Raw genomic sequence first — 12,272 nt, 5'->3', positions numbered from 1 at the left:
TGCGCAGACTATCGGGTGAATTCATAGGGATACGGATTGGGCACACCAGTCGTTTCAGGACTGTCACAGTCCAAAATCAAGCAAGTTCTATATCGTGGGCCAACAATGCTTGCGCCTAAGACACAAAACTGAAGTGGATGAGTAGACAACTTCGAAACTTTGCGTATGGACAGCACACGGCATCCAAGAATGCCGTGTAATCCAATGATAAGGAGTCGCCATGTCGGACCAGGACAGCCTGAACGCAGTCGAACTTGCAACCGAGCTGACGATTGCTTGGCTCAGCAATCAGAATAATCGGGTGACCGCGGAGGATGTACCGACATTTCTGCGCACGATGCACGCGACGGTAACTGAGCTGGGCAGCGGCGCGGCGGCGGGAGCGGCAACGGAAGACTCCGCGCCCGTGCAGGAATTCACGCCGGCAGTTTCGGTGCGCAAGTCGCTCGCTTCGAAGGATCACATCCTTTCGATGATCGACGGCAAGCCCTACCGGACCTTGCGCCGTCATCTCTCGACCCACGGCATGACGCCCGAGGATTATCGGCGCCGGTACAATCTCAAAGCCGATTATCCGATGGTCGCCGAAAGCTATTCGGAGCAGCGCCGCGCTATGGCCAAGAAGATCGGCCTGGGCGCCAAGGGCCGCGCTGCCCGCTCGCAGACCGCCCCTGCCGCGCCGGCCGCGCGCGGCCGCGGCAAGTCCGCCTGAACCAACAGGGTGCTGCGCGGTCAGCCGCGCGGCACCCGGCAAGGCGCATCAGCTGTCGGATCGCGCATAGGGCGGGGAATCGAGGCGCGCGCGCCGGACCCGCAGGCCGATGAAGAGCACGGTCGGCCAGAACACGGTGTTGAGCACATCGCCCAGCGTGTCGGGCATAACCCGGCCATGCGCGAAATAATCCATGATCTCATTCGCCAGTTCGGCAAGATAGACCGCGAGCAGCGGCCAAGGTGTCGCAAGCGAACGGCCGCTGATCACCCGCACCGTCAACAGCACTGCCATGCCGGCATGGATGTGGAGAACGGTATCCGGCGCGCCGGTGCCGTCACCGATCCACACGATGAGGCGGGCATAGAGATCTGCAGGGTTCATCGTGGAGCCCTACGCCAGTGTCGCCCCCCGGCGCCAGCACGCGAGCGAATCCCACCGGTTGAGAATCCAGGCACGCTATCGATGAATTTGCCAGTCCGGCACTGAGCTGGAATCCTGCTCCTTCTGCCCGACGCCAAGGCCAGCGGTTTCACGGCCGGAATAACCCAGGAAGAAGAGGAGAGCCTCAGATGGCGCATCTGAAAATGGTGCCGCCGGCCTTGGCGATGGTGATGCGGCGCATGAAACCATGCCATTTCACCGTGCACGGCACGCGCAGTGCTTTCGAGACTGCATGGGCGACGTGACCGACCACGCCGAAAATATAATCGAGCACGCACTGGCGCACGAGGTGGGAGTTCGACGACCCGCGCTTACCGGCGAAAGGATGCATTCGAGAAGCGGAAGGCGGTCATGGCTGACTGGGCCGAGTACCTCTTCTCAGCTGCGGGCCATGGGTGCGCAGAAATGAGTCTCGATCGCATCGCGGCTTGATCCTCCGAGCGCCCTCACCGGGAATAAACGCTTTGGTGGCACCCTTACGATGCGAACGCTCGGAACCGACGCTCTCTCGTGGGGTTCGGACTGCCAAGCCCCAGGCAAAGGAAATGATCTGAATGTCCGCCCAGCAACTCGAAATCGATAACTCCACCGTGTTCGACAATCTCGACGAGCGTCAGGTGGAGTTCGACGGCGAAGTTGATGGCGAGGAATATCAGTTCGCGGTTTTATACAGCGTTCTCGAAGCACTCACCGGAGACCAGCCTGACGGCGATGCTGAGAGCAGCTTCCGACAGCACATCGACACCATTCGCGAAGCGGGCCTTTCGGCGCTGTCGAACGGTCCGGATCGTCCCCTCATCGTGATCAGCGAAAGCGATCTCGACCGGTAGTGAAGCCCCCTCATGGTCCGCGGACCTCGTGCGAGGAACGAGTCTCGCCGGGCGTGAGTCCAGATGCCATGGTAGGTAATCGATGACGCGCTCTGGCGGCGCGTCCAGGAACGTTTGGCGACCGTCAGAAGCAGTCGCCCCGAGCGCCAGCGCTGGCCGAAGCATCTGCTCTCGGGCCTCGGCATATGTGGGGTCTGCGGCGCCTCCTGGACCAAATGCTCGAGCGACTATTGGGGCTGCAGCCTGTTTCGAAACGGGCGCAACTGCACCAACAACCGAATGATCGGCACCGGGCGCTAGCGCAGCATCCGCTGATCGAAAGCGGCAATGGCGTCGCCTTCGAAGGTGCGGCCTTCCAGGAGATGATCTTGTTTATCGAAGATCTTCCCCGGTAGGCAGTGGGAGCGCAGGCCGGTGATAGTCGCTGCGCTTGATCGCTGGTCATAGTGAGATCAAGGATGGGAGTTGCTCCCTACCCAATGATTCCGGCGCTAGGCCAATGACCGGCAGTTTGGCGGCGAATCACCTTTCGCGACGACGCCGAAACGCGGCTTCACACGGCATTGCCGGGAGCCGACACAGAAAATAATTCTGCAGAAATTAGGATAGAGTGATTTCGTTGGAAATTATCCAACGAAATCAAGGGGGAATGGTGGAGCCGAGGGGGATCGAACCCCTGACCTCTGCAATGCCATTGCAGCGCTCTCCCAGCTGAGCTACGGCCCCAAACCCCGGGAAGACGGGCCCATTAGAAGGGCCCCGCGGGTTTGGCAAGGACGCTTTTCGCATACGCCCCTGCCATTCCGAATTTTCTTACTGTTCGTCTTCGTCCTTGCCGGTCTCGACGCCGAGATCGTCGTCGCCGCCTAGATCGACGTCGTCGTCCGGCGAGGGCTCTTCGTCCTCGGCGATGTCCAGATCCTCGTCGCCCAGGTCCGAATCGACAGCCTCCGCCTTGGCGGGGCTGGCCTTGACCGCTTCGAACGGCAGCGGCTGCTTCGACTTCAGGATCGGCTCAGGCTCCCAAGAGAAGGAGCAGCTGATGCAGGTGACCGGCTCGTCCTTGGTCAGATCGTAGAAGCGAGTCCCGCACTTCGGGCACGCGCGCTTGGTGCCCCATTCCGGCTTCACCATGTGTTGCCTCTTGCCTTTCAAAATATCTTGGATTTCGGGTGTGCCCCGGAAAGTGGTGGGCGCCTTGCCATGACGCAAGGCGGCTGTCAAAGCCGCGCGCAATGTCGCACGCCGAGCCCCGCCCCCTCACCCTCTCCGCGCGCGGTCCGCTGCGCGGCACCGTCACTGTCCCCGGCGACAAGTCGATCAGCCATCGCGCGCTGATGTTTTCGGCGCTGGCGGTAGGCGAAAGCCGGATCGAGGGACTGCTCGAGGGCGAAGACGTACTGGCAACTGCCGCGGCGATGCGCGCGATGGGCGCGCAGATCGAGCGTGGGGGCGACGGCGTATGGCGCGTTCACGGCGTCGGGGTAGGCGGCCTGCTCCAGCCGACAAGCGCGCTCGACATGGGCAATTCGGGAACCTCGACGCGCCTGCTGATGGGACTCGTCGCCAGCCACCCGATCACTGCGACCTTCACCGGCGACGCTTCGCTGTCGGGCCGCCCGATGGGGCGCGTCATCGAGCCGCTGTCGAGGATGGGCGCCGATATCACGTCATCGCCAGGCGGCCAGCTGCCGCTGATGGTGCGCGGGATCAATCCGGCGGTGCCGATGGAATACACCCTCCCCGTCGCCTCGGCGCAGGTGAAGTCGGCGGTGCTGCTTGCCGGGCTCAACACGCCGGGGATCACCCGCGTGATCGAGCCGGTGCCGACGCGCGATCACAGCGAGCGCATGCTGCGCGGGTTTGGTGCCGAGCTGACCGTCGAGGACAGGCCGAACGGCAAGATCATCTCGATCACCGGCGAGGCCGAGCTCAAGCCGCAGCACCTCATTGTGCCTGGCGACCCCTCGTCCGCCGGCTTCTGGATGGTGGCCGGGTCGATCGTGCCGGGCTCGGAGATACTGATCCGCAATGTCTGCATGAACCCGACCCGGACCGGACTGATCACTGCGCTCAAGCTGATGGGCGCCGACATCGCCGAGATCGACGCGCGCGACGTCGGCGGCGAGGCGGTCGCCGATCTGCGCGTGCGGCACGCACTGCTCAAGGCGATCGAAGTCCCTCCCGAACTCGCGCCTAGCATGATCGACGAATATCCGATCCTGTTCGTCGCGGCAGCGTTCGCCCAGGGCCGCACCGTTGCCCGCGGCGCACACGAGCTGCGCGTCAAGGAATCGGACCGGATCGACGCGATGCGCACCGCGCTCGAAGCCGCGGGCGTGCATACCGAGGAGTATGAGGACGGGCTCGCGATCCAGGGCTCGGGTGGCGAACTCCTGCCCGGCAACGCTCAGGTGGCCTCGAAGCTCGACCACCGCATCGCGATGAGCATGACCGTCGCCGCGCTCGGCGCACGCGGTCCGGTGACGATCGACGATGTCGGGCCGGTCGCGACCAGCTATCCCGATTTCTTCCAGACCCTCGAGGCACTTGGGCAATAAGTGAATAGCATGATCATCGCCGTCGACGGACCTGCGGCTTCGGGCAAGGGCACCATCGCCCGTGCGCTCGCGCGGCATTATGGAATGCCGCACCTCGATACCGGGCTGCTCTATCGCGCCGTCGCCGCGACGGTGCTGCGCGAGGCGCTGGACCCGGCAATAGAGGCCGACGCGGTCGCCGCCTGCAGTTTCGAGGACAGCCTGCTCGACGACGCCTGGCTGCGGACGGACGAGGTCGGCAAGACGGCTTCGGTAGTATCTGCGCATCCGCTGGTGCGCGCGGCCCTGCTCCAGCGCCAGCGCAAGTTCGCGCAGCAGGCCGGCGGCGCCGTGCTCGACGGCCGCGACATCGGCACGGTGATCGCGCCCGACGCGCAGGTGAAGCTGTTCGTCAAGGCGACGCCGACGATCCGCGCGCAGCGACGCCATCTGGAACTGCGCAAACAGGGCGCCAATGTGAGCCTCGACAAGGTGCTCACAGACATCCGCGCCCGCGACGAGCGCGACTCGCAGCGCCTGTCCGCGCCGATGCGCCAGGCCGAGGACGCCGTGGTGCTGGACACCAGCTTCCTGTCGATCGACGCCGCAATCCAGCGCGCGATCGCGCTGGTCGAGGAACGTGCCAAGGGCTGACTGCCCTCGCCTTGCCTCGCGAGCGCGGTTCGGCTATGGGCCGCGCGTCCTGCGGGCATAGTCTCGCGGAGGTATGGCGCGCAGACCCGAGTCTCGCGCGCCCTTTTCGCAGCCAAAGCGTCTAGCGCCTCCGCATTCTTCTTGTCCGCCGGATGCCGCGACCGGCATTCGGCCGCCGTGGCAATTTCGGCCTCCAAGACCGCTGGATTCAACCAGCCGGCCGGAAAAAACGTGAAGTAGGAACTGAAACTCTATGGCCACTACGGCAAACCCCAGCCGCGACGATTTCGCGGCGCTCCTCGAACAAACTCTCGGCGGCGCAGAAAGCTTTGAAGGCCGCGTCGTCATCGGCACCGTCACCGGCATCGAGAATGATCTCGCCGTGATCGACGTGGGCCTCAAGTCCGAAGGCCGCGTGCCGTTGCGCGAATTCGCGGCGCCGGGCCAGAAGGCGGACCTCAAGGTCGGTGACGAGGTGCAGGTCTATGTGGACCGCGTCGAGAACGCCAACGGCGAAGCGATGCTCAGCCGCGACCGCGCCCGCCGCGAAGCCGCATGGGACAATCTCGAAACCGAATTCGCCAAGACCGCACGCGTCGAGGGCGTCATCTTCGGCCGCGTCAAGGGCGGCTTCACCGTCGACCTTTCGGGCGCGGTGGCCTTCCTCCCCGGTTCGCAGGTCGATATCCGTCCGGTGCGCGACGTCACGCCGCTGATGGACATCCCCCAGCCCTTCCAGATCCTCAAGATGGACCGCAAGCGCGGCAACATCGTCGTGTCGCGTCGCGCAGTGCTCGAGGAAACCCGCGCCGAGCAGCGCTCGGGCCTGATCCAGTCGCTGGCCGAGGGCCAGGTGATCGACGGCGTCGTCAAGAACATCACCGATTACGGTGCGTTCGTGGATCTCGGCGGCATCGACGGCCTGCTCCATGTCACCGACCTCAGCTACAAGCGCGTCAACCATCCGAGCGAAGTGCTCAACATCGGTGACACGGTGAAGGTGCAGATCATCCGCATCAACCGCGACACGCAGCGCATCAGCCTCGGCATGAAGCAGCTCGAGAGCGATCCGTGGGATGGCGCCGCCGCCAAGTATCCGGTCGGCGAGAAGCTCACCGGCCGTGTGACCAACATCACCGAATATGGTGCGTTCGTCGAACTCGAAGCCGGCATCGAAGGCCTGGTTCACGTCTCGGAGATGAGCTGGACCAAGAAGAACGTCCATCCGGGCAAGATCGTCTCGACGTCGCAGGAAGTCGATGTGGTCGTTCTCGAGGTCGATGCCGAAAAGCGTCGCATCTCGCTGGGCCTCAAGCAGGCGCAGAACAACCCGTGGGAGGCCTTCGCGGCTGCCCATCCGGTCGGCACCGAAGTCGAAGGCGAAGTCAAGAACGCTACCGAGTTCGGCCTGTTCATCGGTCTCGACAACGACGTCGACGGCATGGTCCACATGTCGGACATCGCCTGGGGCATTTCGGGCGAGGACGCGCTCAACCTGCATCGCAAGGGCGAGACCGTTAAGGCGATCGTGCTCGCGATCGAGCCCGACAAGGAGCGCATCAGCCTCGGCATGAAGCAGCTCGAGCGTGGCGGTCCTTCGGCAGCGGTCGCCGCGACCGGCGGCGACAAGCTCAACAAGAACGCAATCGTCACCGTGACGGTTCTCGAAGTCCGCGACGCGGGCCTTGAGGTTCAGGTTGGCGAGGACGGCGCAACCGGCTTCATCAAGCGCACCGATCTCGGCCGCGACCGCGACGAGCAGCGCCCGGAGCGTTTCCAGGTGGCGCAGAAGTTCGACGCGATGGTCACCGGCTTCGATCGTTCGAAGAAGCCGACCTTCTCGGTCAAGGCGATGCAGATCGCCGAAGAGAAGCAGGCCGTTCAGCAATACGGCTCGTCCGATTCGGGCGCGTCGCTGGGCGACATTCTCGGCGAGGCCCTCAAGGCCCGCAACGAGAAGAACTGATCCGGTTGGGGGAAGCGGTTTGCCGCTTCCCCCTTTCGGCCTCAAAAAAACCCTGAACTGTTAATCTTCGCCTTGATGCAGGTTGCATTAGGGCGCTAGAGCAAACCCCGTTGGGGATTTTGCCGCGCCGGACACACCGCCCGTCTGCGCGCGCCAAGGGAGGGTGCGGATGATCCGTTCGGAACTCGTGCAAATGCTGGTCGACGACAATCCCGGCCTTTCGGCACGGGAAGTCGAGAAGATCGTCTCGGTATTCTTCGATGAAATCGTTGCCCGGCTGACCGAGGACGGTCGAGTCGAGCTGCGCGGCTTCGGCGCGTTCTCCACCCGCGCACGCGATGGCCGCACCGGCCGCAACCCGCGCACCGGCGAGACCGTGGACGTCGCAGCCAAGCGCGTCCCCTATTTCAAGCCCGGCAAGGAAATGCGCGTCCGCCTCAACGTCTGAGCGAGACCGCCTTTAAAACGCGAAGAGGCCGGAACCGCTTGACGGTTCCGGCCTCTTCGCGTTTTGCAGGTCACTCGTGCGGACGTGGCGGAACCGGTAGACGCCGGAGACTTAAAATCTTCTGCCCCTCGGGGCGTGCGGGTTCGAGTCCCGCCGTCCGCACCAGCCCCTGCCGATCCTCGCTGCCGCGACGGCTGACCAGGATTGGGGTTGGCAGCGCGCGGTGCGGACCATACACCCGCCTCGTCTCCCACGAGCGGATGCCCCGATGCAGCGATCGACTCTTCCTGTGATTCTGCTTGGCCTTGCGCTGGCGATGGGAGGATGCGGCAGCGGACAGCGCAAGGACGATGCGCCGGTAGTGGTGAGTGCGATCGGCGGCGAGGCCAAGGCAGCCGATCCGGGCGCCGGGCCGCTGGATACCGCGCAGCGCGTGCTGATGGGCGCGACCGCGCAGGGGCTGGTGCGGTTCGACGCGGCGGGCCAGATCGAGCCGGCGCTGGCGGAGCGCTGGATCGTCATCGACGATGGCCGCAGCTACATCTTCCGGCTGCGCGAAGCCTATTGGCCCGACGGCGCGCCGGTCACCGCAGCACAGGTGGTGCGCGTGCTGCGCCGGGCCGCCGCGCCGGGCAGCCGCAACGCGCTGGCGCCGTTCCTCGCAGTGATCGACGAGATCGTCGAGATGACCCCGACGGTGATCGAAGTGCGCCTGCGGCGCCCCCGGCCCGATCTGCTCAAGCTGTTCGCCCAGCCGGAACTCGCGGTGTTCCGCACCGGCACGCTGGACGGCAGCGGCCCGTTCCTCGCCCAGCCGATGGCGCGCGGGGTGCTGCTGCGCCCTGCCCCCGATCCGAGCCGCAGCCGCGACACGGGAGCGCCCGAGCCCGAGGAAACCGTTCATCTGCTCGGCGAACGGGCTGCACTGGCGCTGGCGCGGTTCAAGGCACGCGAATCCGACCTGATCCTCGGCGGGAGCTTCGTCGACTGGCCGCTGGTCGCGCCCGCCGAACTGGCGCCCGCCAATATCCGCCTCGACCAGCCGCTGGGGCTGTTCGGGCTGGCGGTGGTCGATCGGGAGGGCTTCCTCGCCGAGCCGGCCAACCGCGCTGCGATTGCGATGGCGATCGACCGCGGGGCGCTGACCCGGGCGGTGCGACCCGATTGGATGCCGCTGGAGACCTTGCTTCCCAGCCAGCTCGACTCCGCAGCATCACCGGCGCTGCCGGGCTGGGCGGCGCTGACGCTGGACGCGCGCCGCGAGGCGGCAAGGGCAAGGGTGCAAACGTGGCGGCGAGCACATGCAGAACCGCTGACGCTGCGCATCGCGCTGCCCGCCGGGCCCGGGGCAACGCTGGTCTGGGCGCATCTGGCCGAAGCGATGCTGTGGATCGGCGTGGAGCCCAGACGCGTGGGACCGGGCGACGCGGCCGATCTGCGGCTGATCGACGCAGTCGCGCCCTATGACAGCGGCCGCTGGTTCGTGCAGACTGCATGCGTCGCCTGTTCGGAGCAGGCCATGGCGCTGATCGCAGCGGGCCGCGAGGCGCCCGACCTGCCCGAACGCGCGCGGCGCATTGCCGAGGCCGATGCGGCGCTGACCGCCGACGCGGCGTATATCCCGCTTGCCCAGCCGCTGCGCTGGTCTCTGGTCGCGCTGCGGCTGGAGGCGTGGCAGCGGAACACGCGGGCATGGCACCCGTTGAACCATCTGCGAAACGAAGCGGAGTAAATCGGGTGGCCAAGGCGGAGCGAATGGCAACGGGATTCGGCGCGGCGGCGAAGAACCTGCCGCTGGGCAAGGATCCCGCGCACGTCCGGCGGCGGATCGAGGCGATGGAGCATCTGCTGGAGCGCAGCTTCACCATTCCCGGCACCCGCTTTCCGGTCGGCCTCGACGTGGTACTCGATCTCGTCCCCGGCATCGGCACGACGGTCGCCGCGGCGATGGGCGCGTATATGGCGTGGGAGGCGCGCAACCTCGGCATGTCGAAGACCCAGGTCGCGCGGATGGCAGGCAATGTCGGGTTCGACTGGATGCTGGGGATGATCCCCTGGGTTGGCGCGATCCCGGATCTTTTCTTCCGGTCGAACACCCGCAACCTGCGCATCATCAAGAAGCATCTCGACAAGCATCACCCGGCTAGCGTGACGATCGAGCAATAGGATTTGGCCGGGACATTTTTATGGTTTTTACGGTGAACCGGCAATTAGATTACATCGCCGCGTAATTTTCGAAAAGCCAAGGCCAAGCCATGTTCGACGGATTCAAAGAGCGGGGAGCCGTTCGTCCGATACTCCACAACCGCAGCACAGCAGGCGAAATCCTACATTACAAGCCGGCTCAGGCGGCCGTGAAGTCGAGCCCGATATCGGCGGCGGGGGCGGACTGGGTGAGACGACCGACGCTGACATAAGTAACGCCGGTGGCCGCGATCGCGCCGATCGTGTCGAGACGGACACCGCCTGAAGCTTCGGTCGGCACGCGGCCGGCGACCAGCGCGACGGCCCCGCGCAGCATTTCCGGAGCCATGTTGTCGAGCAGCAGATGCGTCGCGCCGGCGTCGAGCGCAGGCGCGATCTGGTCGATCCGGTCGACTTCGACGATGATGCTGGCGATGCCCGCGGCGACGGCGCGGCGCACCGCTTCGCCGATCGAACCGGCGACGCCGACATGGTTGTCCTTGATCATCGCCGCGTCCCACAGCCCCATGCGGTGGTTCTGCGCGCCGCCCATACGCGTGGCGTATTTCTCGAGCACGCGCAGGCCGGGGATGGTCTTTCGCGTGTCGAGCAGCTTGGCGCCGGTGCCCTGGATGGCATCGACATAGGATCGGGTGAGCGTGGCGATGCCCGAGAGGTGCTGGACGGTGTTGAGCGCCGAACGCTCGGCAGTGAGCATCGCGCGAGCCTTGCCGCGCAGGCGGAGGAGGTCAGTGCCGGCCGGGACGCTCTGCCCATCCTCGACCAGCCGCTCGATCTCGGCCTCGGGGTCGAGCGCGCGGAAGAATGCTTCGGCGATCGGAAGTCCGGCGACGGTTATCGCGTCGCGGCTGTCCATCGTGCCTTCGAACACCGCGTCGGCGGGAATCACCGCGGCGGAGGTGATGTCGCCGGTGTCGCCGAGATCTTCGGCGAGCGTGGCGCGCACGAAGGCAGCGAGGTCGAAATGGTCGAGGGTGAAGGGCATGGGGGTGCTGTATCGCGAGATGGGCGCGGTTGGAACGGGGCGTTCGGTATCGCGTCACAATCTATCGTCCCGCGCCTCGCCCGCCCCGTTCGTGCTGAGCTTGTCGAGGCACCATTCTTTCGGGAGTGGAGAACGGTGCTGCGACACGCGCATGGCAAACAGGGATGGGATGGATCAGCCTAACCAAGGTCCGGCCAACCTAAACCGTTCCCCTATTGTTCGAACGGCGCTAGACGGGCTGCGTGAGCGATGCACCCGTCCGGAAGATCATCCATATCGACATGGACGCCTTCTTCGCGTCGGTGGAGCAGCGCGATGCGCCCGACTTGCGCGGGCGGCCGGTGGCGGTGGGCTATGCGGCGGCGCGCGGCGTAGTGGCGGCGGCAAGCTATGAGGCGCGGACCTTCGGAGTGCGATCGGCGCTGCCTTCTGTAACGGCGCTGCGGCGCTGCCCCGAACTGGTGTTCGTGCCGCCGCGATTCGAGGTCTACAAATCGGTGTCGCGGCAGATCCACGCGATTTTCGCCGACTATACCGAGCTGATCCAGCCGTTGTCGCTCGACGAAGCCTATCTCGACGTCACTGCCGACCGGCGCGGGCTGGAGACCGCCTGGGCGACTGCGAAGGCGATCCGCGCGCGGATATTGGAGGAGACCGGACTGACGGCCTCCGCGGGGATTTCGTACAACAAGTTCCTTGCCAAGCTTGCCTCGGACCAGCGCAAGCCCAATGGGCAGTTCGCCGTGACGCCCGAGATGGGCGCGGCGTGGGTGGAAACGCTGCCGGTGTCGCGCTTCCATGGCGTGGGGCCAGTGACTGCGGCCAAGATGAAGCGGCTGGGGATCGAGACCGGCGCGGATCTGCGCGACAAGTCGCTCGACTTCCTGCGCCAGCATTTCGGCAGCTCGGCCGAATGGTATCACGCCATCGCGCGGGGACAGGACGAGCGGCCGGTGAACCCGTCGCGCGAGCGCAAATCCTCGGGCTCGGAAACCACGTTCGACCGCGATCTGACCGAGCCGGGCGAGATCGAGGCAGGCGTGCTGCGCATGGCCGATGATGTCTGGGGCTGGTGCGACAAGGCGCAGGCATTCGGGCGGACGGTGACGGTGAAGGTCAAGTTCGCCGACTTCAAGCAGATCACCCGGAGCAAGAGCTTCGCGGGCGTGGTGCGCAGCCACGAGGCGCTGCGCGCGGCGAGCCGCGAGCTGATCGGACTGGTGCTGCCGCCGGAAAAGGGCATCCGGCTGGTCGGCGTCACGGTTTCGAACTTCGAGGTGGAGGCGGCCGAGACGGGGGCGCTGCCGCTGTTCGGGGCGGGAGGCGATCAATTGGCAGGGCGGCTTTAGCGTCCCCGTTGCGCTGGCCGGGGGTGATCGAGCCGGGCGGGAGAACCTGATGGTCAACTTCGCCGCCACGGCGGACGACGCCGGCGTCAACGAAGGTTGTCTGGAGAGCGGAAGGTCATGGACGCCGTTGCGAAAAGCC

At 65.6% G+C, this 12,272-nt stretch carries 13 protein-coding genes and 2 tRNA genes; 10 read left to right on the top strand and 5 right to left on the bottom strand.

The genetic code is table 11. The features are described 5' to 3' along the window. Nucleotides 1-220: 220 nt before the first annotated feature. Nucleotides 221-712, top strand: coding sequence for a MucR family transcriptional regulator (locus BXU08_RS18900; RefSeq protein WP_077511653.1), 492 nt, complete (start codon nt 221-223; stop codon nt 710-712). Between the two features lie 48 nt (nt 713-760). Here BXU08_RS18900 and BXU08_RS18895 read toward each other — a convergent pair whose 3' ends face one another. Both BXU08_RS18895 and BXU08_RS19650 read right to left on the bottom strand, forming a co-directional pair. Further along, nucleotides 761-1,096, bottom strand: a complete 336-nt coding sequence (locus tag BXU08_RS18895; protein WP_077511651.1) for a hypothetical protein — start codon at nt 1,094-1,096, stop codon at nt 761-763. A gap of 184 nt (nt 1,097-1,280) precedes the next feature. After that, nucleotides 1,281-1,430 (bottom strand): hypothetical protein, encoded by a 150-nt coding sequence (locus BXU08_RS19650; RefSeq protein WP_171982575.1) that lies wholly within the window; start codon nt 1,428-1,430, stop codon nt 1,281-1,283. A gap of 280 nt (nt 1,431-1,710) precedes the next feature. On the opposite strand from BXU08_RS19650, the gene BXU08_RS18890 reads away from it, so the two are divergent. Continuing rightward, a complete protein-coding gene (locus tag BXU08_RS18890) occupies nt 1,711-1,986 on the top strand; it encodes a DUF1488 family protein (RefSeq protein ID WP_077511649.1) in 276 nt (91 codons plus the stop codon). Between the two features lie 650 nt (nt 1,987-2,636). Here BXU08_RS18890 and BXU08_RS18880 read toward each other — a convergent pair. Beyond that, nucleotides 2,637-2,712, bottom strand: a tRNA-Ala gene (locus BXU08_RS18880). 87 nt (nt 2,713-2,799) lie between these two features. Next, a complete protein-coding gene (locus BXU08_RS18875) occupies nt 2,800-3,120 on the bottom strand; it encodes a TIGR02300 family protein (protein ID WP_077511645.1) in 321 nt (106 codons plus the stop codon). A 101-nt stretch (nt 3,121-3,221) separates the two neighbouring features. Between BXU08_RS18875 and aroA the strand changes: the two genes are divergently transcribed. From aroA to BXU08_RS18840, 7 genes are all read left to right on the top strand, one after another. Next, complete coding sequence (gene aroA, locus BXU08_RS18870) at nt 3,222-4,547, top strand: 3-phosphoshikimate 1-carboxyvinyltransferase (protein ID WP_077511643.1); 1,326 nt, start codon at nt 3,222-3,224, stop codon at nt 4,545-4,547. Nucleotides 4,548-4,556: 9 nt separating this feature from the next. After that, nucleotides 4,557-5,180 (top strand): (d)CMP kinase, encoded by a 624-nt coding sequence (cmk, locus tag BXU08_RS18865; protein ID WP_077512634.1) that lies wholly within the window; start codon nt 4,557-4,559, stop codon nt 5,178-5,180. A 253-nt stretch (nt 5,181-5,433) separates the two neighbouring features. Next, nucleotides 5,434-7,146, top strand: a complete 1,713-nt coding sequence (gene rpsA / locus BXU08_RS18860) for a 30S ribosomal protein S1 (RefSeq protein WP_077511641.1) — start codon at nt 5,434-5,436, stop codon at nt 7,144-7,146. 169 nt (nt 7,147-7,315) lie between these two features. After that, complete coding sequence (locus BXU08_RS18855; protein ID WP_077511639.1) at nt 7,316-7,594, top strand: integration host factor subunit beta; 279 nt, start codon at nt 7,316-7,318, stop codon at nt 7,592-7,594. 78 nt (nt 7,595-7,672) lie between these two features. Beyond that, nucleotides 7,673-7,759, top strand: a tRNA-Leu gene (locus BXU08_RS18850). Nucleotides 7,760-7,862: 103 nt separating this feature from the next. Then, nucleotides 7,863-9,326: an ABC transporter substrate-binding protein gene (locus tag BXU08_RS18845; RefSeq protein WP_077511637.1), complete on the top strand. Its 1,464-nt coding sequence runs from the start codon at nt 7,863-7,865 to the stop codon at nt 9,324-9,326. A gap of 23 nt (nt 9,327-9,349) precedes the next feature. Beyond that, nucleotides 9,350-9,760, top strand: coding sequence for a DUF4112 domain-containing protein (locus tag BXU08_RS18840; protein WP_077511635.1), 411 nt, complete (start codon nt 9,350-9,352; stop codon nt 9,758-9,760). A 178-nt stretch (nt 9,761-9,938) separates the two neighbouring features. Here the strand turns inward: BXU08_RS18840 and nadC are convergent, their stop codons facing one another. Continuing rightward, entirely contained in the window at nt 9,939-10,784 is an 846-nt protein-coding gene (gene nadC / locus BXU08_RS18835) for a carboxylating nicotinate-nucleotide diphosphorylase (protein ID WP_077511633.1), read from the bottom strand. A 242-nt stretch (nt 10,785-11,026) separates the two neighbouring features. Between nadC and dinB the strand changes: the two genes are divergently transcribed. After that, nucleotides 11,027-12,133 (top strand): DNA polymerase IV, encoded by a 1,107-nt coding sequence (gene dinB, locus BXU08_RS18830; RefSeq protein ID WP_077511631.1) that lies wholly within the window; start codon nt 11,027-11,029, stop codon nt 12,131-12,133. The last annotated feature ends 139 nt before the right edge of the window (nt 12,134-12,272 follow it).

Source organism: Sphingomonas sp. LM7, from assembly GCF_002002925.1.
Taxonomy (GTDB): Bacteria; Pseudomonadota; Alphaproteobacteria; order Sphingomonadales; family Sphingomonadaceae; genus Sphingomonas.
This window is presented reverse-complemented; position numbering and strand designations above follow the sequence as displayed.